Source organism: Aliivibrio sifiae, from assembly GCF_002954715.1.
Lineage (GTDB): Bacteria > Pseudomonadota > Gammaproteobacteria > Enterobacterales > Vibrionaceae > Aliivibrio > Aliivibrio sifiae.
Window position 1 is genome coordinate 123,879 of the sequence record NZ_MSCP01000002.1, and the last position, 26,380, is coordinate 150,258.

The window sequence follows — 26,380 nt, forward strand, 5'->3', positions numbered from 1 at the left end:
GCCTAAGCATACCAAGTTCAGCGCCTAACGCGTACTTAAAAATGCACTTTTAAATTATTTTACTGCACAGGTGTAAAATATATTGATCTACTTCAAATTAAAACTATACTGCACGGGTGTGTAGTAAATAATATGAGTGGAGATACTTGTGCGAAAACAAAATATAAAGCGCACATTCCTAGGAGCTGTAATGGCACTAAGTCTGTCAGGAATGCTTACTGGTTGTGAAAAGGCCGTATCGGAAACAACGGACCAAACAATTAAACCGGTAAAATTATTATCAGTAAAAGATTTAGCAATGGCGGATTCTGACGCGTTTCTTGCGCGTATTGATGCTACGTATCGAGCACAATTGTCATTCCAAGTGGGTGGTGAAGTCTCTGATATTAAAGTGAAAATGGGGCAAGCGGTAACTAAAGGTGAGTTATTGGCGTCATTAGATCCAAACGATTTACAACTGGCATTGGATGCAGCGAAAGCGCAATTTTCATTAGCAAAAACCCAATGGAGTCGCGCTAAGAGTTTGTATAGTAAGAAGCTTATTAGTACCAATGATTACGATCAGCGTGAGACACAATATCAAGCAGCGCTGGCAAATTACGAACAAGCAAAAACGGATTTAAGTTATACCGAAATTCACGCGCCTTTCTCGGGCATTACTTCGTATACCTACGTAAAACCGCATCAAATTGTGGGTGAAAAACAAGAGATCTTAAACCTGATTGATAACTCAACATTGGATGTGTCGGTAACCTTACCTATTAGTTATGTGGATTCTGTATCTATTCCAGCTCTAACCAGTAGTGATATGTGGGTGACGATGGATAATGAACCTAACAATCAAATTAAAGGTAGATTTAAAGAGATCTCAACACAGCCTAATTTAGACACGAACAGTTATGAAGCCATTGTGACTATGGCCCTGCCAGAAGGGCGTAATTTATTAACAGGCATGACTGGACAGGTTCATATTCCAAAACAGAAAAGCTCTGATTATTTGCAACTTCCCCAAAGTGCGTGGGTAAATAAAAATACCAACCAAGGGCAAGTGTGGTTAATGGATTACGAAACAAATACCGTCACTAAAGCGACGTTACCTTTAAACGAGCAAGGGCTAGTGATATCAGGTTTAAATGCAAACGACTATGTTGTGATTGCTGGTGTTGATAGCCTTGTTGAAGGTCAAACAGTAAAAGCATGGCAACGTGAGGAAGGTATTTAATGAAGCGTTCATTATATTCATTATTGGTTCTGTCTCTCTTTATGCTAACGGGTTGCCAAGAAGAAAAGGTAACAGAAACCAGTGAGCCTCTTTATATTTCAGGCTTTACAGTTGGCACGCCTGTGACTCAACAATTTCGCTCTTTTAAAGGCCAAGTTGTTCCTGCTGAGCAAACGCCTATTGCATTCCGAGTTACGGGTGAAATCCAAGAAGTACTAGTTAAAGCCGGAGATGTGGTTAAACAAGGCCAACTCATTGCAAAACTAGAAGACAGCAAGGTAAAACAAGCAGTTAACGATGCTAAGTCGCAGTATTCGCTAGCGTCAAAACAGTATCAACGCGGTAAAGAATTGAACCGTCGCGCTATGATTTCAAAAGCAGAGCTTGATGAGTTATTTGCGAATAGAGAATTGGCACAAGCGACGTATCGTTCAGCAAAAAACCAATTAATTTATACTTATCTTGTTGCGCCATTTAACGGCAAAGTGCTTGATGTCTATAAAGAGCAGTTTGAGCGAGCAGCCGCTGGTGAGTCAATTTTGAGTTTGTATCAAAATGATAAAGTGTATGTGCGTATTGATCTTTCAGATAACGTGTTGGCCATGATAAATCCTGAAACGAATCGAGACTCTTATCATCCGGTGACTACATTTGTTGGCTTATCTGACTCCTATTCAATGGAGTATTTGGAGCACACCAGTGAGCCAAATGCTCAAACCCAAACTTATGAAATGTACTTAACCATGCCTCAACCGAGCACCGAGATTTTACCGGGTACCAGTGCCACAGTGAATGTAGATATGGTAGAAGCAGGGATCTCATCAATAGATGGCTACCATGTACCAGTAACGGCATTGCAAGCAGGGCAAGAAGCTGGTCTGTTTTATGTCTGGATCATACGTGATGGGCAAGCCGTTAAAGTGCCAGTAACCATTCGTCAAATTAACGGTGAAGGGGCAATTGTGGCTTCTGGTATTACTCAAGGTGATGTTCTTGCCAACTCAAGCTTACGAAAATTACGTGAAGGCAAAAAAGTAACATTAGTGGAGAATAAACAATAATGAACATTGCTGAATATTCGATAAAAAACAAAGTCATTAGCTGGCTATTCATTGTTATTCTAACTATTGGTGGTATCACCTCATTCTTAGATTTAGGTCGCTTAGAAGATCCTGCCTTTACGATTAAAGATGCGATGATTATTTCTACTTATCCGGGGGCAACCTCAAAAGAAGTAGAAGAAGAGCTAACGTATCCGTTAGAAAAAGCGATCCGTAAATTACCTTACATCGATAAAATCACATCGACGTCCTCTAATGGAATGTCACAGATCATGGTGAGTATGAAGATGGATTACGGTCCAGATGAATTGCCACAGATCTGGGATGAAATGCGTCGTAAAATTAATGATTTGAAACCAACTTTGCCTCAAGGGGTTCAATCTTTACAGATCATTGATGATTTTGGTGACGTGTTTGGCGTAATGATGATGCTGACGGGTGACGATTATAACTATGTTGAACTAAAACGTTATGCCGACACATTAACGCGTGAATTAGAACTGATTGATGGCGTAGGTAAAGTGTCTATCGCGGGCGATCAACAAGAAATGCTGTTTGTTGAGATCTCACTCGATCGCTTAGCGGCACTGAACCTAGACATGAACACCGTGGCTGGCCTATTAAACCAACAAAATAACGTGGTTCAGGCGGGTGAAGTATTGGTTAATGGTGAGAGCTTAACTATTCGTCCAAGCGGCACATTAACTACAATTGAATCGTTAGAAGACTTGATTATTCATGGTCGTGATACGGGCAATTTGATCCGCTTGAAAGACGTAGCAACTATCAGCCGTGGTACGCAAGAGAAACCGAGCAATGTGATCCGATTTAACGGTAAAGATGCATTAAATATCGGTTTGTCGTTCGCATCTGGCGTAAACGTGGTTGAAGTTGGTCAACGTGTTCAAGAAGAATTAACCTATTTAGAATCCATTAAGCCAGCTGGATTAGAATTGAGCTATTTCTATAACCAAGCACAAGAAGTTGATACGTCAGTTCGTGATTTTATTATCAGTTTAGGTGAAGCGGTTGCGATTGTTATCGTCGTTCTATTGTTTGCAATGGGTATGCGAAGTGGTTTGATTATTGGTGTTGTATTACTACTGACCGTATTCGGCACCTTTATTCTAATGAGTTACAACAACATTGATCTTCACCGTATCTCATTGGGTGCATTAATTATTGCGCTAGGGATGTTAGTAGACAATGCCATTGTAGTGGTTGAGGGGATTTTAGTTGGTCTTAAAAAAGGTCGCACTAAAGTTCAAGCAGCAGCAGATATTGTAAAACAAACGCAATGGCCTTTATTGGGTGCAACCGTGATTGCCATTGCGGCATTTGCTCCGATTGGTCTGTCTGAAGATGCCACTGGCGAGTTCATGGGCGATTTGTATTGGGTGCTGTGTTATTCGCTATTTTTAAGTTGGGTAACAGCAATTACAATTACGCCATTCTTAGCTAATTTATTACTGAAAGAAGAAGATAAAAATATTGGAGAAGAAGAGGAAGCATATAAAGGATTCTTATTCACGGTGTTTGGTTCTTCACTGAAGTTTGCTCTGCGCTTTCGTTGGTTAACCGTAGCGTCATTGGTTGGTCTACTTGTGGTTGCGGTGATTGCTTTTGGTAATGTGAAGCAGCAATTCTTTCCCGCATCAAACACGCCAATGTTTTATGTAGATATGTGGATGCCAGAAGGTACAGATATTCGTGAAACTATTCTGCAAGCAGAGGCCGTCGAAAGCTATATCAATAAAGAAAGTAATATTGAGTTTGTGTCAGCCTCTATTGGCCAAGGTATGCAGCGTTTTGCTCTGACGTATCAGCCAGAAAAAAGCTACGAAGCCTATGCGCAATTCCAGATCCGTTCAACTGATCGTGAATCGATGTTCAGCTTGTTAGAAAGCCTGACTAACTCATTAGATAAAACGTTTGATAAGCCGACATTCCAATTCAAAATGATGGAATTTGGTCCATCGCCAGCTTCTAAAATAGAAGTGCGCATCTCGGGGCCTGATCCACAAATACTGCGTGAGCTAGCAACGAATGTTGAAGATATATTATTAACCGACTCTGGTGCACGTAATATTCGACACGATTGGCGTGAACGAACAAAAGAGCTCACACCTGAATTTAACGAATCAAAAGCACGTCGTTTAGGGATTTCAAAAGAAGATTTATCCAACACATTGCAAATGGCATTCGGTGGTTCAACGCTAGGTATGCTACGTGATGGTACACATACATTGCCGATTGTAACTCGTTTACCTGAATCAGAGCGTGTGGACTTTGAATCACTACAAAATGTGAAGATCTGGAGTCCGTCACTGCAAACCTATATTCCAGTTGATCAAGTGATCGATGGTGTAAACTTGGATTGGAGTGAGCCTCTTATTCAGCGCCGTGACAGAAAACGCACTATTACGGTCATGGCTGATCATGACTTATTAAGTAACGACACACCTGCAAGTTTATTCGCGCGAATTCACCCGAAAGTAATGGAAATGCCATTGCCAGAAGGGTATGAGATCACATGGGGTGGCGAATATGAATCATCAAAAGATGCACAAGAGTCTTTATTTGGTTCGCTGCCGATGGGCTACTTGTTCATGTTTATCATTACAATGTTGCTGTTTAACTCCTTTAAAAAGCCGCTAGTGATTTGGTTTACAGTTCCGCTTTCTATTATTGGTGTTTCGTTTGGTTTATTGAGTACTAATATGCCGTTTAGCTTTACCGCGTTCTTAGGCTTATTAAGCTTGAGCGGTATGATTTTGAAAAATGGCATTGTATTGCTTGATCAAATCAACCTTGAATTAGCATCAGGAAAAGACCCATACATAGCGATAGTAGATAGTGCGATCAGCCGTGTGCGCCCAGTGAGTATGGCGGCGTTAACGACAATACTAGGGCTTATCCCATTATTGTTTGATGCGTTCTTTAGCTCAATGGCGATCACTATCATGGCGGGTTTAGGTTTTGCGACCATTCTGACACTGATTGTAGTACCTGTAATATTTGCGATTTTGTTTAAAGTGCACCCAACACAAAGTCACACATAGAAAATACTGCCCTTGAGTAATATTTCTCACCAACCACAATGGCTTTAGAGTTTATTGTGGTTGGTTTTTTTATATCTAATTTTCCTCAATGACAGGAATATTATTTTATTTGAATTGGTATTCGTTAAGAAGACGGTGTTAAAGCAAGGGTATCTTCCTAAGCTATCCATTGATAATATAACTAAGATTTTTATAAAACCGCTTGGATATATATTATGAATAAAACCCTAACAGTAGCACTACTACTAAGTGCTACTTTAGTTACAGGTTGTACTACAATGACACCAGAAGAGTGTCAGAATGCAAACTGGCAAGCCATTGGCTATCAAGATGGAAAGAATGGCTCTGATTACAGTCTACTTCAAACATATGTAGAAGAGTGCAAAGAAGCAGGAATTAGTGTCGATCAGAAAGAGTGGTTTGTTGGCCAAAAATCAGGGTTAAGGCTCTATTGTTTACCTGATAATGGCTATCGTGTCGGGCTTGCAGGAAACCACTATAATGGCGTTTGTGCAAATGGAGAATTTGTAGAGCAATATAATCTTGGTTATAAAACGTATCAAATTGAAAAAGAGATCTCTGAAGTAGAATCAGAACTCCAGCAGATAAATTGGCAGTTAGATGCTCTTGATTCAAAAGAAAAAGATAAACGCAAACAGTTAAAAGAAGAACGTAAGCGTTTAGATATGAAGCGGATAGGACTCATGTTTGAAAAAACTCGGCTAGCGAAGCCTCAATATGGCTTTTCATTTGAGTTCTACTAAGTATAGTCAATGCCGCTGAAATCAGCGGTATTTTTTAGAATAGTGCTTTATGATGATAAAATCATGAGCATGATGAGTGAGAATATTTCAAGAGTAAAAGCTATATTTTGCGTGATAACCCTGTATAATCCGCCGCCTATTTACCTTGTTTGAATAACCAATACTTAGGAATTCCTTATGACTGAAGAAGAAAGAATTGAACTGCAACAGAACAACCCATTACACGGTCTTAAGTTAGAAATCTTACTGCAAGAGTTGGTTGATCATTACGGATGGGAAATTCTAGATACCGCAATGCGTTTAAACTGCTTCAACACAAACCCGTCAATGGCGAGTAGTGTTAAATATCTAAAGAAAACACAGTGGGCAAGAGAGAAGGTTGAAAACTTCTACTTGTATCGTTTTAAACGTATGCCTAAAGCGTCTGATCTTGAATATCAAATGCCTCCACGTTCACGCACATTCGCTCATGGTCTTGAGCCTCGTGAACCAATGGAATTGACGGTTGAATCAATTTTGCTTTCTCAAGCTAAATCAGCGTCGGCACACCAAGCACGTTCTCAAAACCGTGGTGGTAACTACCGCCGTTAATTGGTATAACGAAATGAACGGGTGTTAATTAAAAGGCACGTTCAGTTAAGTTAAAAATAAAAAGCCAAACAAGGTTATCCCTGTTTGGCTTTTTTTATACCTGTGTTTATTCATTCTCTAGGGTAAAGCAATGGATATTATTGGTATTTAAAATCTTGATTTTGAGAAATAACGACAAATGCTGTTTTTTTATACTTAATTTGCGACAGTGTTAAAAATTAACGATTCAATTACTTATTTGGGTTAAATTTGACGGTATAATGTACCAATAATGATAAAAATAATATTTAGTGCGTTATATAATGGTAAATTATCTCGCTAATTTATAAGGCTATGTTTAATTTTTACGAAGATAAATATGAAAAAACAAGTTGGATTTACTTTAATTGAGTTGGTCGTAGTTATTATATTGTTAGGTATTCTTGCTGTTATTGCTGCACCTAAGTTCTTAGGCATACAAAAAGATGCCAGAGACGCTCGTCTAGAGGGAATGAAAGGTGCGATTGCTTCTGCATTAGAGCTTGGATACGGTGCAATGGTTATTGCCGGCTTAGAGAATAGAGCTTATGTGTCTAATACTGCAGATGATGGAAGCAGTGGGTTGCCAAAGCAGGATCTCCCGTTTGATGGGTGTGAAGTTGGAGGGCCAAATAGCTGTACTTTTAGATATGTTTACCCTGACGCAGACAGTTCGTCGTTACCGATTCTTGTTTCTAATTTATCTGATCAAGATGAGACTGATTGGAAGATTTTACGTGACGGTAGTTCTAGTAACGTTGAAATTTTTATTGCCCCAAAAGAACATGATGATAAAACACAATGTGTTATTCGTTATGGCCCACCGACAAGTTTAGGTGGTGAATATATCCTAGATATTTTACCTTGCTTATAAAAGAAAAGACCATAAAAAGCCAAACAAGATTATCCCTGTTTGGCTTTTTTGTAACTTAATTTTTTATAGTGTAACTATAATATAGTTACGTTTAGTTAGTACTTATTATGGTTGCTGTTTAGTTGGAGCTAAAGCAATTTCACGGATACAAACGTTTTGAGGTTGTTGGTAAGCAAAAGAAACTGCACGTGCAATATCATCAGCAGCTAGAACGCCACCCATGCTTTCTTTCCATTCGCCGTAACCGTCTTTAATGTCTTGAGATGTTGTATGAGACAGAAGCTCAGTTTCAACCGCACCCGGTGCAATCGTTGTAACGCGAACGTTTGATAATGCCACTTCTTCACGTACGTTTTCAGAGATAGCGTGAACCGCAAATTTAGTACCACAGTAAGCCGCATGGCTTGGGAATGTTTTCTTACCAGCGATAGAACTGATGTTGATGATAGTACCTGTGTTGCGTTCCATCATAGGTGCTAGAACCGCTTGCATACCGTTTAGAAGGCCAATAACGTTTACATCAAACATTGTCTTCCACTCTTGTGCGTCTTGTGTGTCAATTTGACCAAGAAGCATTGCGCCTGCATTGTTGATTAGTGCATCAACAGGACCAAATTTAGCTTCGCCTTGAGCAATTGCGGCATCAAAAGACGCTTTGTTTGTTACATCCACTTTTACAGAAAGTGAGTTTGGTAGGTTTAGAGCTTCTAAACGCTCAATACGACGAGCAAGAAGAAGTAGAGGGTGACCTTCATCGCTTAAACGACGAGCGATTGCTTCACCAATACCAGAACTTGCACCTGTAATAACAACTAATTTTTTCATCTTCTATTTCCTCAATAAATTCAATAAGCAAGCGAACTCAGAACCCTGTTTCGTTGCGATGGAGGTATATTACTGTGACTTGTATTGTTGATATATAGTCATTTACTTGAAACTCTGTTGCTGTGCTGCAACAATAAGGGATATCTTTACTGTGGTGGCTTTATGATCAACCAAATCAATCTTACTGATATTCGCTCTTTTGTACTTATTGCTCGTTTAGGCAATTTTACCAAAGCGGCAGAAACCCTTGATGTGTCGCGCTCACATGTTTCTCGTCAAATAAGCAGTCTTGAAAAACAGATGGGCGTGACGTTATTAATTCGCACGACTCGTACTTTACGCTTAACAGAAGCGGGAAAGCATTTTTACTACCAGTGTGAGCAAGCTCTTCATACTATAGACCAAGCGCTGTTATCTGCTGTTGATGATGTGGAAAAAGTACAAGGAGAGATAAAAGTGAACTGCGTAGGTGGGCATTTAGGTGAGGTTGTTATTGCTGAGATCGTAAATACGTTTATGAAACAATACCCAGATGTATCGATCAGTTTAGATTTTAGTAGTAACCGAGTCGATTTGATTGAGGAAGAGTTTGATATTGCGTTTCGAATGGGAGCATTAGATGACTCAGGGTTTATCGCTAAAAAGTTATTAACCATAGAAATGGGAACATTAGCAAGTCCAGAGTATTTAGCTCAACGAGGCCGCCCGTTACATCCTAAAGAGTTAAATCAACATCATTGTCTAACGGGTTCTGTGCGTAAGTGGCATTTTGAATCAATTAAGACAAAAGAACATTATGATGTGACGGTTAAAGGGAATTTACAGTGTAAAAATGGACGGGTATTAGTTGCTGGTGCAATAGCAGGTAACGGCATAATTCGTGTACCTCTGATTTATTGCCAACAAGAATTGGATGAAAAGAAACTTGAACAAGTGTTTGAAGAGTGGGTGATCCCTAGTGTCGATTTCTCAGCCATTTATCATCGTGATCGTTATCAACCTAAGCGAATAAGGACATTTATTGATTTTGTGAAACAGCATTCAGAGTTATTTACTCGCATAAATTAAAAAACGCCATGAGACACATATGAGTGAGTCATGGCTATTTATTATCGAATATTATTCTTCTTCTGCTTGGTATTCTAAAATATCCGCAGGCTGACATTCCAAGTGTTTACAAATGGCTTCTAAGGTTGAGAACTTTATTGCCTTCGCTCTGCTATTTTTTAGTACAGATAAGTTTTGCTCAGTGATACCAATTAATTGAGCTAGCTGATTTGAGCGCATTTTTCGCTTAGCTAACATGATATCGAGGTTTACAACTATAGGCATACATACCGTCTCTAGATTGTGAGTTCTTGTTCTTCACGGATAAGGCTTGCTTCTTCCATCACTTTCGCGATAACTCGCACGATTAAGCCAACGACTAACATACTGATTTCACTGTCTGAAATGTTAAACCCACCTTCTACATTATCCTCAGTATAAGAGAGAGCAATACTAAGGAGTATATCTGATAACACTTTAACAAATGGCATCATAATTAAGATGTTAGCGATTTTACGATATCTAATGGTGTTATCAAGCGTAAACACTTGCCCTTTCTTGTATAAACGAAATAAAAGTATTAACTGCCATAAGATTGCGCAGGTTAATAGCGTTGGTAGCATGCTTGGCAGATAACCTAACGCTGAACGAGTGAAAGACAGTGGAAGAGTGACTTCAATAGGAAAAGTACTTTGGAATGATTGTGAGTTATAAAGGGTTGCGGCAAACCAAAGGGCAGTGTCCATTAATGGTAAGGCAACAAGCGCAAATCCAAAGACAATAAGCAGTTTTGAACTAAAAGATTGAATGTTATTTAAGTTATTCATGGTATTCCCTAATCATTATTTGTGGTGAGAATATATGGCTCTGGAAAATAAATGTCAATAAATATTTATCGTAAAACGATAACTTGTTATCGCCTTACGTTTTTTGTCTTTAAAGGTAAAAAGGAATATTTACCATCTTTATTTATGAAAAAATGACATTGAGCCATTAATTTAAAAGATTTATTGTCAGTATTGTAGATAGGGTCTAGTATTCAGAATAACGGATTGTTAAATGTTTATTATCAGGATTGATATAATGAATGTTCGCTTAAAATTAGCTCTATTTCTTTTGGTTTTATTCTCTATTTCTATTGTTGGTTCTATATTGACCTTTAAATTGGAATCTTATGGTGATGAGAAGCTTGCTTGGGTGATTCATACCCATAATGTGATTACTGATTCTGAAAAGTTGCTTAGCAGCATGAAAGATGCCGAGACAGGGCAGCGAGGTTATTTGTTAACCCAAGAGATTACTTATCTAGAGCCCTATTACACTGGTATGTCGAATGCTCAAAAAATGTTTCAAGAGCTAAGGTTATTAACCAAAGATACCCCAGAACAACAGGCCGCTCTTGATAATATTGATAAGTCAATGAAACTAAAGTTTGATGAATTAGCGTTGACAGTAGAGTTGACTCAGTACGACAATTTATCCCAAGCACTTAAAGTGGTAAAAGAAGATCGAGGTAAAGATTATATGGATAGCTTAAGAGCTGATCTGACTCAATTTATCAACATTGAGATGATATTGCTTGAAAAGCGTAAAGGGGACTTTAAAGAAAATCGAACGCAATTAGTCACGTTAATTAAAATGCAGATCGTAGTATTAATCTTCTTAGCTATCGCCACTATTTCCTTTATGAAGCGTAACTTGTTTGATCCACTCAACCTTTTACTTTCAAGTACTAAAAAAATGCAACAAGGTGAAAAATTAGAGATTGCAGATGTTGTAGAAAAAAATGAAATGGGCAACCTGCTTGCGGCTTTCTTTAAAATGAATGAAGTGGTACATGAAAAAGCAGAAGTGCTGGCGTATAAAGCACATCATGATGAACTCACAGGGTTACAGAACCGAAGTATGGTGAATACTGAGCTGCAATGCGCTATTCATCATGGAGAGAAAACAAACACTAAAGTTGCTGTTTACTTCTTAGATTTGAATAAATTCAAAGAGATAAATGATTCTCTAGGTCATGATATCGGCGATCAAGTATTAATCAAAACATCACAACTTCTGGCTGAAACAATTCGATCTAAAGATAAAGTTTTTCGATTAGGGGGAGATGAATTCTTGGTTATAGGACAAGATATCTCACAGCATTCTGGAATAAAAAAGCTGACATCTAAATTGTTAGAACAGTTCAAATTCCCCGTTATAATTAACGAGACTTCGATGCTTATATCGCCTTCGATTGGCGTGGCCATTTATCCCGATGATAGCGTCAAAGGAGAGGAGCTAATTAAGTTTGCAGACATTGCTATGTACGAAGCGAAAAAAGAGCAAGGCAATAGCTGTTGTGAGTTTGCTCCGTCAATGCTTAAAAGAGACGTAGACCAACCGCTTAATATTCATAAATAAATTCACTTTGTTGTCTTAAATGATAACGATTTTTCCCTAATAGTTTAGCGCGATACATCGCTTTATCAGCTTGTTGTAACGCGCTTTCTAAATCACTTCTGCTGTATTTATCCCAATAATAAACCCCAATACTTGCCGAGACTTTTGCTGTGTTATTTTTGATTATGATTGGTTGATTAATCGTATCTAAAATATGCTGCAATACAGTATTAATATTATGGTCTTCAGTTGATGTTTCTTTCGATAAATAAATACCAAGTAAGAATTCATCACCAGATAAGCGCGCAACAAGGTCCTTTTGGCAAACGCAGTGCGTTAGTCGTTGAGCAATTACTTTTAATAGCTCATCACCACATTGATGTCCATAAGTATCATTTACGGCTTTAAAGCCATCTAAATCAACAAAGAGCAGATAAGCAGATTCTTGTTGTTGATGTGATTTTATTAGACGTTGATATGCATTCTTACGGTTTGCTAATCCTGTTAACGCATCGTGATTGGATTCAAAACTTAGTCTTTTAAGTTCAAGTATTTGAGTTTGGTCACTGATTGAAACGATAAATGATTCAACTTTATTATCACTATTCTTAATGGTTTTTATGGTAACTAAACAAGGCAGCCAAGCAGAAGTGTCTTTCAGGTTATTGGATAGCTCAGAGCTAGAGACTTCGGCATTGATTTTAAGAAATCCATGAGTGAGTAATTGTTTAAAAACAGAAAAATTCAGGCCGAGAGTTTGGCGTAAATAAAGCTTGTTTAGATTATCAATATCACCAAAAATGCGAATGAATGCGTTGTTTTTTGTCTCTATGTTTAGCTTTCTAGTTAATACGATGACTGAGCTTGGATTTTGATCGAAAATCATCTCAGCCATGCGTTGGCGTTGCTCTGCAAGATAACGAGCACTGATGTCTTCAATATGAATCAGTGAGTTGTTGACTCCTGCAATAGGGTAGGTCGACACTTGGTATAACTGATTGGTCAGTTGATGACGAATTATGATCGGTTCTAAACGTTTGTGTTGTTCAATGTGTTCTTCTAGTGCTAATAATTTATTTATAGGTTCGAAATCATTGAATATGGCGCCAAGTGGGGCAGTGATAAGTTCAGTAGACGCATCTTGCTCATCATGGGTAATATAAGGCAATAATCGACGAGCAGCTGGATTGTAATAAGTGATTTTTTTATTTGGGGGAACAACTAATAATCCTTGTTCAAGAGAATCAAGCACTTGGTTTATATAATGGTTTTTATCTTCTAAATGCTGAAATGCTTGTGATAATAAGCTATCTCGATGGCTAAGATTATCTAGCATGTCATTAAAACAACGAGTCACCATGCCAAGTTCATCTGGATGTATGACTTCTAAGCGTTGGTTTGTTACCCCTTTTTTTATCACACTTTGCATCGAATGGAAGATAGATAATAAAGGGGTTGCGATAAGTCGATGTACTCGGTGAGCAAAAAACAAAGCAAATGCTGATAACAATACGCTTGTGAATAAGAAAATGGTGATTATTTGATTGCGTTGTTTAAACATCTTGTCTTTTGACGCCCACACAGTAAGGTTTCCCAGATGTTCATTATCAAGTGTTATTGGGTGAGTGATGGCAAAAAATATAGAACTATGGCAGTTAATATTTTGATTAATCCATTGGCAATTACTTGGCAAATTATCAAGCTTTGCAAACACTTCTTTGTTTGCGCCTTCGACATAGGCAGCAATGACTTCTGGGTCAAACGACAGAGCATCCATTTGGTCTAACCCTGTTTGCTTATCATTAAATATCAATGCGCCAGATAAGTTGCTTGCAATTCCTTGAGTTAAAATAGACGTTCGAGTGTATAAATTTGCACTGTGAGTAATTCCAACAAAATGAGCAACGCTGGCACCTAAAATGATGGTGCTAAGCGTTAACAGTGTCCAAATAGGATAAATGACTTTTTTGCGTAGTGGTAACGCACTGAACCAATGATGGATCATTGTTTTTCCTTAGCGCTAGCGATTTCTGAAACGGAAAGTAACTGTGAACGTAAAGAGAGTTCAGTTGGCGCTAGATTTTCTAAACTGATTAAGGGTTTGATTCGGTTATTCACTTTAATAAAAGCAATCATGCCCCCAGACGAAATGAAGGGTTTTCCATCACCGACTAAAATGGCATGTGGTTGCGCTGTTTTAAATTTTTGAATTTTAAGTGGGTTATTGGAATTTGAATAAATGATATGGCAGTGATGTTGTTTAATATCATTTACTGATGAATAAGGTATAAAAACGGCTTGAGCCGGTTTTTTATTGATTAAAGCTTCTAGGGTATAGCTGACATCTAAGGACGCTTCTGAGCAGAAGTTGAATTGCTTATTTGTGGGTGCAAAGTTTCCCCAAGAAGTTAAAAAGACGAATCTAAAGAGATAAACGGCTTTTAGCTCATGGTCTTGAATATTTTGGTTACTTGCTTGGAGCGAAAAACTACTGATTGGAAGAATGAGTAAAAGGATCAGGCACACCATCACTTTATGGCAAAAACCATAAAATGGTGGTGATAATGAACTTGCCCGTGCTTTTACTTTGAGCATAGCTATATGAAGCTCCAGCTCAATTCAGCATAGTATTGAGTACCGTTAGCAAAAGGATTAAATTGTTCTGAGTATTCTTTTACTTGGTCATTTCCTAGGTTTTCAGCACTGATTTTTATGCTTGGCCATGTTGGTTTGTGTTGCCAGTGAATTGACATGTCGAGTGTAACTAACTCTGGCCATACAAGATAATCCTCGCCATAGCTTTGATATGCGGCTACCAATTTGTCATCAGGCTTAGAGGCTGAAACGTAGTTAACAACAGAAGAAACCCAAAGTGTTGGATGAATATCCCACATCAGGTGCAATGTTGCATAGTGATTTGGTGTGTTTTCAAGATCTAATATTGGTAGATCGTTTGAACCACAAACAGATCCAGAACACTCGCCTTTAATCGTTTTATAGCTGTAGTTGGCATTAACTTGCAATACGTTAATTGGCTGCCATTGCATACTTAATTCACCACCCATCGTCTCTTGAGAAAGAGGGTCGATGAGTTGGGCATACATATCATGAATGACAGTACCAATAGCACCGTTTGAATGATCTTGGGAGATATAAACAAATCCCCCCTGATTCTGATACGCCCTTACATTATCGTGTTGACTATAAAATAGGCTTACACTGAACTGAAATTGGTTATGTTGCCAATAGCGATATCCAATTTCATAAGTATCAACGGATTCCATTTCTAGATCACGATTACCTAAGTATTTATAGGCTTGCAGATAATCAACAGGACCAATCGTGCCATTTACAGGTTTGTCATAAACATTTCCCGTTGCTGGGTCATAATAACCACATGAGCTACAAGAGTAATTTTCTTGAAACTGTGAATCTAACTCTAAACGAGCAGGTGTAATAACCGATCGACCCCAACCCATCCATAAGCGTTGATTATCCGTCAGTTTTTGCAGCAATCTAGCTTGTGGTTGAGAATAAAGCTCTTCAGTTATATTGGTATGCTGCCAGCGATTACCTAATGTAACCTCTGTTGATTCAGTAAGGTTTATGGTCCAGTTAGCATATAAACCATAGCTTTCATTTAAAAATTCATGCTCTTCAATTGTACGGACATAAGGCGATAGGTATTGTTCTTGCTCTGAAAATTGTGCGTATTCTTCATCGATAATACGTACGTTCGCACCAAGAGTCAGTATTCCCCAATCTTGAGTATTAAATGTATAACGACTGTCTAAATCTATACGAGTAAAACTTGCCGGTTCATTGGTGCTATCAGAGTCACTGTAGGTTACCCAAACCTGATTCTCCCATTGGTCGCCATCTGATTTTTCATGAAGGTATTGAATGCCAGCAAAGAGTTCTTGAGAATTCATTTCTGTTATAAACGCATCATAATCATCTTGATATGATGCCGGATCCAAAAATGCAGGAGTATAGGTTAACCATTGATAGTCTTCGCGTGATCGAATACCACCAAATTGAATCGAAACGGTATCTTGAAGATTTTGGTAGTCAGCACGTAAGCCAAATCGCTCAGTTTGTACTTTTAAGTCACGTAATTCTTTAAGGTGAGCGTCTTCATCGGTAAAAGGAGAGTGGTTTAATAATTCGATATAACCAGAGAGATGTGTGCTCTCGTTAAGTTGTATATTGTGATGCGCTTTGTATTCACGATAATCATAATTACCTACTGAGGCACTTACTTGTGCTTTAGGAGCACTTTCAGCATCTTTAGTGATGATATTTACAACGCCATTAACTGCGTTTCCACCCCACATAGTACCTACAGGTCCTAATACAACTTCAATGTGATCAACATTGTCTAAGCTTACAGGTAGAGTATCCCAATTTACGCCAGAGTAGAGGGGGTTAACGACACTGCGACCATCAATCATGACAAGTAATGTGTTGTTCTCACCTTGGTTTTTGCTGCGTGCAGAAATCGTCCAATCATAATCTGAGTACTTTGTGACATGAAGACCAGGAGCAAGAACTAATACATCTGCGATTGAGCGAGCACTAGAGCGCTCAATTTCTTTAGCGGTAATAACATGCACCGAAGCAGGGACATCAGATAAGCTCAATGACGTCTTAGTGACAGTGACTACCTTGGTGTCAGCTAATGAGTCTAATGGCATATTCAGCAATGCGTCGAGCTCATCGAATCCATCCTCTGTATTGGCAATAACAGGAAAAGACATAAAGAGGCATAGAGCATACAAAAATGGGATTCGAGATAGCGTCGGCATAATGTTCCATTAACACCAAATATAATTAATTTAAATGCAGGGCATAAAGTAAATACCCATTTTGTGTATTTTGAATTAAATCTTATATTTAAGATATTTTTCAGAAGTTTATTTCATTCAAAATGCGAGTGATCGTGAAATAAATTACATTTTAAAATGTTAATTATTTTGTGGCTTATATTTTAGGAGGAAGGAGTGACATTTATTGGTTATTTAGTGACAAAAAGAAGTAATAAATATAGCTAAAGTGATGATTCTCACATTATAGCCTTGATTCATTAGGTGAATTAGAAAAGTAAAAAATGCCAGCTATCACAAGTTTACACCTGTCAATTGGTCAAGCTTGATTTGTATCACAAAGTGGGTTTTATATTATTTTACTGTAAATGTGCGTCATGTCGGATTTAGCTTATTGAAATGTAGTAAAAATAAAATATGTAATTTTATTTCATGTCTATTTTGAGGGTTGAGGCATTTTAAAATGATTGACTCGTATTATTTGGAGAGGTTCGTCACAACTCTTGGTTCATTGCGGAGTGACCTCATATGTATTGATAATAGAACTATCAAATACAAACCAAAAGGCACGCTCATGTTATACGATTTAATTGACCATGATCTTATCGATGTTGTTAATCACAATAGTGATGCGTGGGAAGACGCAGTGAAAACGACAACCAGTTACCTAGAGAAAAAAGGTTATGTAACTGCAAATTATGCCGAGGCGATAATTCAATCTACTTATGATAATGGACCTTATTATGTTCTTTGCCCAGGTATTGCTATGCCACATGCTCGCCCAGAAGCGGGAGTATTAAAAACAGGTTTAGGCATTCACATATTTCCAACCGCCATTGAATTTGGTTCTGACCTTGGTCCTGCAAATATCTTATTAACACTTGCTGCAACAGATCCAGATACGCATATTGAAGTCATTCAAGCGTTAAGTGAAATGTTAGTGGATGAAGAAAATATCGCAAGATTAACCGCCGCCACTTCAAAAAATGAAGTGCTCGATATTATTAAAGCGTACTAAGAAGGAACGTCACGTGACAATAAATTTTAGAGCAAAAGTGCAAACCTTTGGTGGTCATTTGACCGCAATGGTGTTACCAAATATTGGAGCCTTTATTGCTTGGGGCTTTATTACCGCCTTATTTATTCCAACTGGTTGGATGCCAAATGAGCAGTTTGGTGAAATTGTTGGTCCTATGATTACCTATTTACTGCCATTACTTATCGGTTATACCGGAGGTCAGTTAGTTGGTGATAAACGTGGAGCGGTAGCCGGTGCTATCGGTACGATGGGGGTTATTGTTGGGGCTGATATTCCGATGTTCGTTGGTGCAATGATCATGGGGCCACTAAGTGCTTGGGCGATTGTTCAGTTTGATAAAAGGGTTGAGCATAAAATCCCATCAGGTTTTGAAATGGTGGTTAATAACTTCTCATTAGGCATTATAGGCATGATTTGCTGTTTGGTTGCTTATGAAGTTGTTGGCCCTGCGGTAACTGCTGCGAATCTTTTTGTGAAATCAGGTATCGAAGCGCTTGTTGCTACAGGATTCTTGCCTTTATTAGCTGTAATTAATGAGCCTGCAAAAGTGCTCTTTTTAAATAACGCGATTGACCAAGGTATTTATTATCCTTTAGGTCTACAAGCTGCCGCTGAAACCGGTAAATCTATCTTTTTTATGGTGGCATCTAACCCAGGGCCTGGTCTTGGTATGCTATTAGCGTACGCAAAATTTGGTCAAGGTTTAAGTAAGCGTTCAGCACCAAGTGCGATCATTATCCATTTCTTTGGTGGTATTCATGAATTGTATTTCCCATACGTATTAATGAAACCAATCATGATTTTGGCAATGATTGCCGGTGCAGCAACAGGTATTGCAACGTTTAACTTGCTAGGTGCTGGCTTAGTTGCGGGTCCTAGTCCAGGTTCGATTTTCTCTTACTTAGCGTTAACGCCAAAAGGTGGCTTTATCGCGATGATTGCAGGTGTTGCAAGTGCTGCGGTTGTCTCTTTCTTTGTAGCTAGTGCGATTCTTAAAATGAGTAAGAAAGAAGGTTCAGAAGATGAGTTTGAACAATCTATTACTAATATGAAAGAAATGAAAGCAGAAGGTAAAGCACAACCACAAGCAGTAACAGAAAAGGAGAATGATCGACCAATCCAATTCGTCGCTTTTGCTTGTGATGCAGGAATGGGTTCAAGTGCTATGGGAGCATCGACTTTTAAGCGTAAATTGGTTCAAGCAGGGTATGACATTGAGGTTAAGAACTTCGCGATAGAAAAAGTGCCAAGCAATGCTGATGTGGTAATTACCCATGAAAGCTTAGAAGACAGAGCAATAAAAGCCACAGGCTTACCAGTAATTACAATTACTAATTTCTTAAATGACCCAGCGCTTAATGAACTGCTAAATAAGATTGAGCAGCAACAGGCCTAACCTAAATTAATTTTTGAGAGGTGGACAGCACCTCTTTATTTGGAGATACGATCATGGTTCAAACAACGGCTGCGGTTATTTGCGGTGAAAAAAATATCCAATTACGAACGTTCGATTTACCACACATCTCAGCAGATGAATTATTAATTAAGAACATTTCAAACAGTATTTGTTTGTCGACTTACAAAGCCGCTTTGCTTGGCAGCAAGCATAAACGAGTTCCTGAAAATATAGCTGATGTTCCAGTGATTACAGGACATGAATATGCAGGCATTATTGTTGAGGTTGGTGAAAATTTAAAAGAACAATTTACTGCTGGGCAGCCTTTTGTTCTTCAACCCGCGATGGGATTACCGACAGGGTACTCCGCGGGTTATAGCTATGAAACATTTGGCGGTAATGCAACGTATTCGATTATACCTAAAATTGCGATTGAATTAGGCTGTGTGCTGCCGTACAAGGGATCATATTTTGCTGATGCCTCTTTAGCTGAACCAATGTCGTGCATTATTGGCGCTTTCCATGCAAGCTATCATACAACTCAGTATGTATATGAGCATGAAATGGGTATCAAAGAAGGTGGAACGCTTGCTCTATTAGCTTGTGCTGGTCCTATGGGCATTGGTGCTATTGATTATGCAATTAATGGCCCAGTGAAACCAATACGAATTGTCGTTACTGATATTGATGAAGAGCGCCTGTCTCGTGCAGAAAGCTTAATTCCAGTAAGTGCGGCAAAAGCTCAAGGAATTGAACTTATTTATGTTAATACTATTGAGATGGATGATCCTGTAACTTACTTAAAATCTCTGAACGATGATCAAGGTTATGATGATGTCATGGTGTATGCAGCAGTAGCACAAGTACTTGAACAAGCTGATGATCTTCTGGGAAATGACGGTTGTTTAAATTTCTTTGCTGGTCCAACAGATAAAGCATTTAAAGTCCCATTTAACTTTTATAATGTGCATTATGAATCAACCCATATTGTAGGTACGTCAGGAGGTTCGACAGGAGATATGTTGGAATCCCTTGAACTATCAGCTAACAATAATATCAATCCATCTTTTATGGTTACGCACGTTGGAGGACTACAAGCTGCGCCTCATACTATTTTGAATCAATTGGATATTCCGGGTGGAAAGAAACTTATTTATCCTCATATAGATTTGCCGTTAACTGCAATCGATGACTTTAAGTCACTCTCGGACCAAGACTCATTTTTTACTGAGTTAGACGCAATATTAGCGAAGAATAACTATGTCTGGAATGAGCACGCAGAAAAAGCATTATTAGAGTTTTATGACGTGAGTTTTACGGTTTAGTTCTATGAAGTTTATGTGGTAGCCTTGAGCCCTGCTGAGGTCGCCACATATAATAGAGAGGTTTTACGTTGATACAAAAAATTGAATTGTTAGAAGGGCTAGAGGCGTGTGAAAACGCAACTGATTTTCTTCTGGTTTCTAACAAATTAATTAATCTCAAATTAAAAGCATTACTTCCAAACGTCTTTGTTCAAGACAAATTGGTTATGGAATATGCTGTGGAGCCTCTTTTAAAAGAAGATGGTCCGCTTGTGACGACTGATGTTATGTCTAAACTGATTTTAGCTATGGGTAAGATTTCATTGGGAACTTACGCAGATATTGGTCTATATCATCAAGTGCTAGAATATGCAGAAAGTCAGTCAGATAAGGTGTCGTTTGGTCATGATATGGTTTATGACTTTATTACAAATCAAGCGATACTCTCAACACAGCAAGATAGTTTTTATATTGAATCAATCAATCAATTAAAGTTTTCTTCTTTTGAAATTTTCTCTCAAATGAGATACGAATCTCTGATCAAAACGGTACTTAAGCTGTCTTGTGAAATGTTGCTAGAAAAAATCGAAGAGGAAATAACGAAGTAAGGTTTCGTAATGAAAGTGAACTTAAACGTGAGTGGTTTTGATACAGAAGCATTTTTTTCGAATAAAGACATAGCTAAAATTCATAAGCCCTTAGTTGAGAAATTTACTCGTTTATATCAAGAGCAAGAAGAGAGGGTGATAGTCTTCTTATGTGCGCCTCCCGGCAGTGGAAAGTCGACCTTAGCGGCATTTTGGGAATACTTATCTCAGCAGTCACCTCAATTAGAACCACTACAGGTCCTTCCTTTTGATGGATTTCATTACACTAATGAGATTTTAGAAAGTAATACCATTCAACGAAACAATGAAACAATATCACTTAGAAATATTAAAGGGGCTTCTGAAACATTTAATTTGACGGATCTCATCGATAAATTAAAGCAGCTCCAAACACGTTCGCCAAAGTGGCCATATTATGATCGTAATCTACATGATCCCGTTGATGATGCAATTCAAGTGGATAAGAATATTGTTGTTGTCGAGGGGAATTGGCTATTACTAAATGAACCTGTGTGGTGTGATTTATATAAACTTGCTGACTTTACTGTTTTTATTGATACCGATGCTGATTTTCTAAAAGAACGCTTAGTAAATAGAAAGGTGAGAGGTGGTGCATCAGAACAAGAAGCGGTTACTTTTTATGAAAATTCGGATGCCATTAATGTCAATAAGGTCTTAACCCAATCTGTTCGGGCTGATCTGAATTTATACATGAATAAGAATGGTTCGTTTGAGATTCAATAGGAGATTGTCATGAATATTGTTGTAGATACCCATACTCATACACTTGCCAGTGGTCATGCTTATAGTACGATTATTGAAAATGCACTTTCAGCACAGAATAAGGGGTTAAAACTTCTTTGTACAACAGATCATGCTCCTGAAATGCCAGGTGCCCCCCACTATTGGTATTTCAATAACCAAAGAATTTTACCCCGCTTTCTTCATAATGTAGGGATCCTACGTGGCGTAGAAGCGAATATATTAAATGTAAAAGGTGAGATTGATTTACCTGCATCTTCTGATCAACATTTAGATTGGGTCATCGCAAGTTTACATGAACCAGTATTTGCTCCAGCAAGTGAAGCGGAACATACAGCAGCTCTTATTAATGTGATTAAGAGTGGGCGTATTGATGTATTGGGCCATTCTGGAAATCCAAACTATCCGTTTGATATAGAGAGAGTACTGCAATGCGCTAAAGAATATAATGTTGCGGTAGAAGTTAATAATACATCGCTCACAGGAAAGAGCCGAAAAGGAAGTGATGTTCGCTGCGATAAAATAGTAGCAATAGGAAAAGAGGTAGGAGTGTACTTTACAACAGGATCTGATGCGCATTTTTGTGAAGAAATTGCACAGTTAGATTTGGCAGTTACATTACTAGCAAAGTATGGTGTTGAAGAGAATAAAATACTTACAACGTCGACTTCTCGTTTTCTTAATTTTTTATTATTAAGAGGAAAATCTGCAATTCCAGAGTTTGAAGATCTTTATTAACATTAGTTTTAGTAAGTAGAATTGTGACCTAATTATTGAGTTGATATCAAACCTTCAAATAACAAAAAAGCCGATACGCGTTATAATGTATCGGCTTTGTTTTTATTTGAAAGTTAGGCTGTTTGTAATTTCAGTCTTTGTATTGGCTTATCATTAATTGGTAAGTGAATTAACGCCGCACAGAAAGCCAGAACAACCGTAGACCACCAGATTGGTTCGTATGAGCCATAGTAATCGTAAATACGACCGCCAGCCCAAGCGCCTAAAAAGCTACCAACCTGATGAGTAAAGAACACTAAACCATACAGAGTTGATAGGTAATGAGCACCAAAGATCTGACGAACTAAGCCAGATGTTAATGGCACTGTACCTAACCAACAGAAGCCAATTGCGCCACCAAAGATAGCCGCTGTGTGTTCAGTAACTGGTAGCGTTACAAATGCACCAATCACAATAGTACGGACAAAATACAGAGCAGACATTACGTGTCGCTTGCTGTACTTATCGCCCATTACACCCCAGAAATAGGAACCGAAGATATTAAAAATACCTACATAAGCTAATGCCATTGCCGCACTTGAAGCGGGCAGATCCTTATCAGCTAAGTAACTAGGTAAATGCGTAGCAATGAACATCACATGAAAGCCACATACAAAAAAGCCGGCATGAATTAGCCAGTAGCTTTTGTTAGAAAATGCTTCTTTTAACGCTTCTGTTAGGGTTTGTGTATTTTCTTCTTCTGTTTGTTTTTCTGATGGCTTTGCTGTCTTCATAAACAAAGCAAAGGTAATAATAAGCGTACATAGCATGGCGAATATTTGTAATGCAAATTGCCAGTTAAAATCATGCATTAAAGTTTGAGCACCAGGAATAACAGCAAACATACCAAAAGAGCCCGCTGCGGTTGTTAAACCAAAAGCTTTTGCTGCGTGTTCAGCAGGAACGACTTTAGCGACAGCACCTAAAATAATCACATAACTTGTGGCACTTAAACCAAAGCCGACTAATGCGCCAAGAGATAAATACAACATGCTTGGCTCAGTCGCTACTGATGTGAGAGCAAGCCCTAAAGCATAAGCAACAGCTCCTAACATTATAATGCGCTTAGAGCCCCACTTATCTGATGCCATACCAACAAATGGCTGGAAAACACCAAATAATAGGTTTTGTAGCGCGATAGCAAAGCTAAAAAATTCACGTCCAGTTTGGAAATGGTCTGAAATTGGCATCATGAAGATGCCGAATGATTGTCTGATCCCTAGACTGATAATTAAAATCCCGATCCCAAGCCATACTAGTGGTGGAAAGCGAAAAATACTCATAATGTGCTCTTAATGGTGGTGATGAGAGTGGTGGTGGTTATCGTCTTGACCTGTTTGCTGATGGCACCCACTATTTACTGCTTGTTGAGCTAATAAGTTCAGCAAAGCAGGTGAGTTATGAACGGCAATAAGGGATAAAACTAATAACACACTCATTCTGATCAATTGAGCGAAAATGGATTGTGAAAACATGCTGCGCTCTTAGGGTTAAAAATAAGAGCGCGAATAGTAGGGAAAGGGAGACTATGAAGCAAATGACTATTTGTAACGATAACTATGATTTTTGTGCATAGATTCTATAGAAGCATTGTCTTATTTTATTAATCGATTATTTCACCAACAACAACGTCTTCTACTTTGCTGTTTAGAAATAAATTACGTTTAATAATAGGTTCTACCGCAGCTAATGATGCAGTTACACCAGGCCAACCATCGGTATGTGCCGCTAGCTCTACATAAGCTACGTTATCTCTTATTCTAAAGTGTGTTACTCGACCTGAGTTTTTATAATTTGAAATTAAAATATCTTTTGCGCTACGCTCAGCAAGTTCTTTAAATGAGGTTTTAGGTATGCATTCACTCACAAATTGAACTGAGTTTAATGGATTCTCGCCACCCTCTTGCGAGAAAGTCGCCATAGAATCTCTATAATCTAAAATATGCTTTGGTAATGAAAAAAGGAATTCATCCTTGTTGCATACAACGGTTTCAGATTCAATCTCTTGCTCTAATTGGCAACCATTAAGAAAAAGTAAGAATGGAATGAGAGACAGTAATGTTTTCATGAATTGAACTCGAATGATTTATATATTCTATTAATAATATTAAGTCTATAGGATTACGTAAAAAAAGAGTGCCTTTATTTTAATAATTGTTCAAATAAAAGTAAAATAGAGACAATTCTTACTTTGATTTGTAGTCTGTAGTCTCAAAACTATTATGATATGAAGGTACGCAGATAAATAAAGGAAGAACGATGAAGTTTATTTGGTTAAAAATCGTAATTACTGTACTGGTTTTTGTTGCACTGTTTGGTGTTGTTTTTTATAAAGTGCAGAGTGGGGTTATGTAATTATGGGCTTTATACATTGCTTAATGATATCGAATCAAGGCGACTTATGCCCAAATTGTGGGGTAATTATTAGTATGCCTCCGAACCTAATGACTAACTGTTTAGGTTGCGGTTATGATTTATCTAAAGAGCAATTATCATAACCGCTGTAACGTTATTTTTACTGTGAATATTATTAGAAGCTGGAATTAGGCAGAGAAAGAAATATTAGTTCTTCAGTTGTACTTTTTCTGTCTAAAATCGCGTTACGGTGGGGGTAGCGGCCAAATCGGTCGATAATCTCTTTATGTTTTAACTCAAAGTCATAATTATTTTTGTTATCTAGAGAGTTAAAAAGAGCCAGCGCCTCTTTGTGAATCACGTTTGATTCACTGTGCATAAAAGGCATATAGAGAAAACTGCGCTGTACGTCGGATAAATGGGAATCAATTCCGAGGGATATGGCTTCTTGTGCAAGAGCTAATGCAAGAGGATCTTGAGAGAAAGCGTAAGGAGTGTTCCGGTAAATATTACGTGAAAACTGATCGAGGACGATAATTTCTGCTAATCGGCCTAATGGTTCTTTTCGCCATAAAAAAAGCTCTGCTTGAGAGGCTTGTTGTAAAATGGGTAAGAATCGATTTTTAATCATGTTATCAACGTCTTCATTGCTAACAAACCAGTCCTTAGGTTGTAATTCAGCAAACCAAAAATCAATAATTTCTTGATGCATATATCCCTCTCTTTAGAATGATGCTTACTGCTTAAGTGCACTTTAAAATAGTATGTTGCTGGGTTTTTATAAAAAATACAGGTTTCATGTCTAGTAAATGACAAAAACAGAATAAATATCAGTATATCAATTACCTTCTATTGCTATTTTTACCTAAGCTTAAGAGGTGAAATAATAAAAATATAAAGCGATAAAAGGGCGTAATATGAAAGGAATTATATTTTCAGAGTTTTTAGAGTTAGTTGAAGATACATTTGGGCTGGAAATTTGCCAAGAAATGCTCGATCAGAATAATGATGAAGGGGCTTATACCTCGGTTGGTACTTATGATCATAAAGACTTAGTTAAGTTGATCATTTCATTGAGTAAATTGACAGGCATTAGTATTGAAGATTTACAAGAAGTCTATGGTAAATCAATATTTTTAACCTTGTTTAATAGCATGCCAGGTTTGCATGGTAAATCCTCTTCGACGTTCGATTTTATTAGACAGGTAGAAAACTATATTCATATTGAAGTGAAAAAGTTATACGCTGATGCAAATCCTCCTCAATTTATCTTCATTTCAAATACCGACTCCGAAATGGTAATGGACTACATTTCAGCACGATGCTTCTCTCATGTTTGTTTTGGCCTAATCCAAGGGTGCGCAGAGTACTTCAATGAAAATATAGATATTCAAATGCAGGCGATACAACAAGATGGTTCTCAAGTTCGTTTTACCTTAAAAATGCAATGATGTGTGTTAAGAG

General features: G+C 38.0%; 25 protein-coding genes. 15 read left to right on the plus strand and 10 right to left on the minus strand.

Going from position 1 to position 26,380, the window contains the following annotated elements; genetic code table 11:
* The first annotated feature begins 148 nt into the window (after positions 1-148).
* From BTO23_RS11915 to BTO23_RS11940, 6 genes are all read left to right on the plus strand, one after another.
* Positions 149-1,222: an efflux RND transporter periplasmic adaptor subunit gene (locus BTO23_RS11915; RefSeq protein WP_105063621.1), complete on the plus strand. Its 1,074-nt coding sequence runs from the start codon at positions 149-151 to the stop codon at positions 1,220-1,222.
* Entirely contained in the window at positions 1,222-2,283 is a 1,062-nt protein-coding gene (locus BTO23_RS11920; RefSeq protein WP_105063622.1) for an efflux RND transporter periplasmic adaptor subunit, read from the plus strand. Before BTO23_RS11915 ends, BTO23_RS11920 begins: the two co-directional genes overlap by 1 nt.
* Positions 2,283-5,345: an efflux RND transporter permease subunit gene (locus tag BTO23_RS11925; RefSeq protein ID WP_105063623.1), complete on the plus strand. Its 3,063-nt coding sequence runs from the start codon at positions 2,283-2,285 to the stop codon at positions 5,343-5,345. The genes BTO23_RS11920 and BTO23_RS11925 overlap by 1 nt, the downstream gene beginning before the upstream one ends.
* Before the next feature lie 215 nt (positions 5,346-5,560).
* Entirely contained in the window at positions 5,561-6,109 is a 549-nt protein-coding gene (locus tag BTO23_RS11930) for a DUF2799 domain-containing protein (protein ID WP_105063624.1), read from the plus strand.
* Positions 6,110-6,286: 177 nt separating this feature from the next.
* Positions 6,287-6,700, plus strand: coding sequence for a VF530 family protein (locus BTO23_RS11935; RefSeq protein ID WP_045103503.1), 414 nt, complete (start codon positions 6,287-6,289; stop codon positions 6,698-6,700).
* Between the two features lie 358 nt (positions 6,701-7,058).
* A complete protein-coding gene (locus tag BTO23_RS11940; RefSeq protein WP_061003355.1) occupies positions 7,059-7,592 on the plus strand; it encodes a type IV pilin protein in 534 nt (177 codons plus the stop codon).
* 105 nt (positions 7,593-7,697) lie between these two features.
* Here the strand turns inward: BTO23_RS11940 and BTO23_RS11945 are convergent, their stop codons facing one another.
* Positions 7,698-8,417 (minus strand): SDR family oxidoreductase, encoded by a 720-nt coding sequence (locus BTO23_RS11945; protein WP_105063625.1) that lies wholly within the window; start codon positions 8,415-8,417, stop codon positions 7,698-7,700.
* A gap of 162 nt (positions 8,418-8,579) precedes the next feature.
* On the opposite strand from BTO23_RS11945, the gene BTO23_RS11950 reads away from it, so the two are divergent.
* Complete coding sequence (locus tag BTO23_RS11950) at positions 8,580-9,485, plus strand: LysR family transcriptional regulator (RefSeq protein WP_060991957.1); 906 nt, start codon at positions 8,580-8,582, stop codon at positions 9,483-9,485.
* 51 nt (positions 9,486-9,536) lie between these two features.
* On the opposite strand, the gene BTO23_RS11955 is transcribed toward BTO23_RS11950, so the two are convergent.
* The gene (locus BTO23_RS11955) at positions 9,537-9,749 is read right to left on the minus strand and encodes a helix-turn-helix domain-containing protein (RefSeq protein ID WP_005421814.1); all 213 of its coding nucleotides are present in this window, start codon (positions 9,747-9,749) and stop codon (positions 9,537-9,539) included.
* 11 nt (positions 9,750-9,760) lie between these two features.
* Positions 9,761-10,291 (minus strand): DUF2975 domain-containing protein, encoded by a 531-nt coding sequence (locus BTO23_RS11960; RefSeq protein WP_061003359.1) that lies wholly within the window; start codon positions 10,289-10,291, stop codon positions 9,761-9,763.
* A 256-nt stretch (positions 10,292-10,547) separates the two neighbouring features.
* Between BTO23_RS11960 and BTO23_RS11965 the strand changes: the two genes are divergently transcribed.
* Complete coding sequence (locus BTO23_RS11965) at positions 10,548-11,870, plus strand: diguanylate cyclase domain-containing protein (RefSeq protein WP_105063626.1); 1,323 nt, start codon at positions 10,548-10,550, stop codon at positions 11,868-11,870.
* Here the strand turns inward: BTO23_RS11965 and BTO23_RS11970 are convergent.
* Genes BTO23_RS11970 through BTO23_RS11980 form a run of 3 tightly spaced genes read right to left on the minus strand, consistent with a single transcriptional unit; the run spans position 11,854 to position 16,657 of the window.
* A complete protein-coding gene (locus BTO23_RS11970; RefSeq protein ID WP_105063627.1) occupies positions 11,854-13,854 on the minus strand; it encodes a diguanylate cyclase domain-containing protein in 2,001 nt (666 codons plus the stop codon). The genes BTO23_RS11965 and BTO23_RS11970 overlap by 17 nt on opposite strands.
* The gene (locus tag BTO23_RS11975) at positions 13,851-14,444 is read right to left on the minus strand and encodes a YfiR family protein (RefSeq protein WP_105063628.1); all 594 of its coding nucleotides are present in this window, start codon (positions 14,442-14,444) and stop codon (positions 13,851-13,853) included. The genes BTO23_RS11970 and BTO23_RS11975 overlap by 4 nt, the downstream gene beginning before the upstream one ends.
* A gap of 2 nt (positions 14,445-14,446) precedes the next feature.
* Entirely contained in the window at positions 14,447-16,657 is a 2,211-nt protein-coding gene (locus BTO23_RS11980; protein WP_105063629.1) for a TonB-dependent receptor plug domain-containing protein, read from the minus strand.
* Between the two features lie 592 nt (positions 16,658-17,249).
* Here BTO23_RS11980 and BTO23_RS11985 point away from each other — a divergent pair.
* The 6 genes from BTO23_RS11985 (at position 17,250) to BTO23_RS12010 (ending at position 22,522) form a co-directional block, all read left to right on the plus strand.
* Positions 17,250-17,693, plus strand: a complete 444-nt coding sequence (locus tag BTO23_RS11985) for a PTS sugar transporter subunit IIA (protein WP_061003376.1) — start codon at positions 17,250-17,252, stop codon at positions 17,691-17,693.
* A 13-nt stretch (positions 17,694-17,706) separates the two neighbouring features.
* Positions 17,707-19,110, plus strand: a complete 1,404-nt coding sequence (locus BTO23_RS11990) for a PTS mannitol transporter subunit IIBC (protein WP_258132656.1) — start codon at positions 17,707-17,709, stop codon at positions 19,108-19,110.
* A 53-nt stretch (positions 19,111-19,163) separates the two neighbouring features.
* Positions 19,164-20,435: a zinc-binding dehydrogenase gene (locus tag BTO23_RS11995; protein ID WP_061036431.1), complete on the plus strand. Its 1,272-nt coding sequence runs from the start codon at positions 19,164-19,166 to the stop codon at positions 20,433-20,435.
* A gap of 68 nt (positions 20,436-20,503) precedes the next feature.
* Complete coding sequence (locus BTO23_RS12000) at positions 20,504-21,022, plus strand: MltR family transcriptional regulator (protein WP_060991965.1); 519 nt, start codon at positions 20,504-20,506, stop codon at positions 21,020-21,022.
* A 9-nt stretch (positions 21,023-21,031) separates the two neighbouring features.
* Positions 21,032-21,766 carry a nucleoside/nucleotide kinase family protein gene (locus tag BTO23_RS12005; protein WP_060991966.1) on the plus strand — a complete coding sequence of 245 codons (735 nt, stop codon included), beginning with the start codon at positions 21,032-21,034 and terminating at the stop codon, positions 21,764-21,766.
* Between the two features lie 9 nt (positions 21,767-21,775).
* Entirely contained in the window at positions 21,776-22,522 is a 747-nt protein-coding gene (locus BTO23_RS12010; protein WP_061012179.1) for a phosphatase, read from the plus strand.
* A gap of 113 nt (positions 22,523-22,635) precedes the next feature.
* Here BTO23_RS12010 and BTO23_RS12015 read toward each other — a convergent pair whose 3' ends face one another.
* From BTO23_RS12015 to BTO23_RS12030, 4 genes are all read right to left on the minus strand, one after another.
* Positions 22,636-23,844: an MFS transporter gene (locus BTO23_RS12015; RefSeq protein WP_105063630.1), complete on the minus strand. Its 1,209-nt coding sequence runs from the start codon at positions 23,842-23,844 to the stop codon at positions 22,636-22,638.
* A 9-nt stretch (positions 23,845-23,853) separates the two neighbouring features.
* Entirely contained in the window at positions 23,854-24,036 is a 183-nt protein-coding gene (locus BTO23_RS12020) for a hypothetical protein (protein WP_061029891.1), read from the minus strand.
* Between the two features lie 128 nt (positions 24,037-24,164).
* Positions 24,165-24,629: a hypothetical protein gene (locus tag BTO23_RS12025; protein ID WP_061012176.1), complete on the minus strand. Its 465-nt coding sequence runs from the start codon at positions 24,627-24,629 to the stop codon at positions 24,165-24,167.
* A gap of 462 nt (positions 24,630-25,091) precedes the next feature.
* Positions 25,092-25,628 (minus strand): DUF924 family protein, encoded by a 537-nt coding sequence (locus BTO23_RS12030; protein WP_060991971.1) that lies wholly within the window; start codon positions 25,626-25,628, stop codon positions 25,092-25,094.
* A gap of 205 nt (positions 25,629-25,833) precedes the next feature.
* Here BTO23_RS12030 and BTO23_RS12035 point away from each other — a divergent pair, with 205 nt between their 5' ends.
* Positions 25,834-26,367, plus strand: coding sequence for a heme NO-binding domain-containing protein (locus BTO23_RS12035; RefSeq protein WP_105063631.1), 534 nt, complete (start codon positions 25,834-25,836; stop codon positions 26,365-26,367).
* The last annotated feature ends 13 nt before the right edge of the window (positions 26,368-26,380 follow it).

Bases quoted from the DNA above. Each gene is read 5' to 3' on its own strand.
- BTO23_RS11920 (WP_105063622.1), top strand. From the start codon at position 1,222: ATGAAGCGTTCATTATATTCATTATTGGTTCTGTCTCTCTTTATGCTA.
- BTO23_RS11925 (WP_105063623.1), top strand. From the start codon at position 2,283: ATGAACATTGCTGAATATTCGATAAAAAACAAAGTCATTAGCTGGCTA.
- BTO23_RS11930 (WP_105063624.1), top strand. From the start codon at position 5,561: ATGAATAAAACCCTAACAGTAGCACTACTACTAAGTGCTACTTTAGTT.
- BTO23_RS11935 (WP_045103503.1), top strand. From the start codon at position 6,287: ATGACTGAAGAAGAAAGAATTGAACTGCAACAGAACAACCCATTACAC.
- BTO23_RS11940 (WP_061003355.1), top strand. From the start codon at position 7,059: ATGAAAAAACAAGTTGGATTTACTTTAATTGAGTTGGTCGTAGTTATT.
- BTO23_RS11945 (WP_105063625.1), bottom strand. From the start codon at position 8,417: ATGAAAAAATTAGTTGTTATTACAGGTGCAAGTTCTGGTATTGGTGAA.
- BTO23_RS11950 (WP_060991957.1), top strand. From the start codon at position 8,580: ATGATCAACCAAATCAATCTTACTGATATTCGCTCTTTTGTACTTATT.
- BTO23_RS11955 (WP_005421814.1), bottom strand. From the start codon at position 9,749: ATGCCTATAGTTGTAAACCTCGATATCATGTTAGCTAAGCGAAAAATG.
- BTO23_RS11960 (WP_061003359.1), bottom strand. From the start codon at position 10,291: ATGAATAACTTAAATAACATTCAATCTTTTAGTTCAAAACTGCTTATT.
- BTO23_RS11965 (WP_105063626.1), top strand. From the start codon at position 10,548: ATGAATGTTCGCTTAAAATTAGCTCTATTTCTTTTGGTTTTATTCTCT.
- BTO23_RS11970 (WP_105063627.1), bottom strand. From the start codon at position 13,854: ATGATCCATCATTGGTTCAGTGCGTTACCACTACGCAAAAAAGTCATT.
- BTO23_RS11975 (WP_105063628.1), bottom strand. From the start codon at position 14,444: ATGCTCAAAGTAAAAGCACGGGCAAGTTCATTATCACCACCATTTTAT.
- BTO23_RS11980 (WP_105063629.1), bottom strand. From the start codon at position 16,657: ATGCCGACGCTATCTCGAATCCCATTTTTGTATGCTCTATGCCTCTTT.
- BTO23_RS11985 (WP_061003376.1), top strand. From the start codon at position 17,250: ATGTTATACGATTTAATTGACCATGATCTTATCGATGTTGTTAATCAC.
- BTO23_RS11995 (WP_061036431.1), top strand. From the start codon at position 19,164: ATGGTTCAAACAACGGCTGCGGTTATTTGCGGTGAAAAAAATATCCAA.
- BTO23_RS12005 (WP_060991966.1), top strand. From the start codon at position 21,032: ATGAAAGTGAACTTAAACGTGAGTGGTTTTGATACAGAAGCATTTTTT.
- BTO23_RS12010 (WP_061012179.1), top strand. From the start codon at position 21,776: ATGAATATTGTTGTAGATACCCATACTCATACACTTGCCAGTGGTCAT.
- BTO23_RS12015 (WP_105063630.1), bottom strand. From the start codon at position 23,844: ATGAGTATTTTTCGCTTTCCACCACTAGTATGGCTTGGGATCGGGATT.
- BTO23_RS12020 (WP_061029891.1), bottom strand. From the start codon at position 24,036: ATGTTTTCACAATCCATTTTCGCTCAATTGATCAGAATGAGTGTGTTA.
- BTO23_RS12025 (WP_061012176.1), bottom strand. From the start codon at position 24,629: ATGAAAACATTACTGTCTCTCATTCCATTCTTACTTTTTCTTAATGGT.
- BTO23_RS12030 (WP_060991971.1), bottom strand. From the start codon at position 25,628: ATGCATCAAGAAATTATTGATTTTTGGTTTGCTGAATTACAACCTAAG.
- BTO23_RS12035 (WP_105063631.1), top strand. From the start codon at position 25,834: ATGAAAGGAATTATATTTTCAGAGTTTTTAGAGTTAGTTGAAGATACA.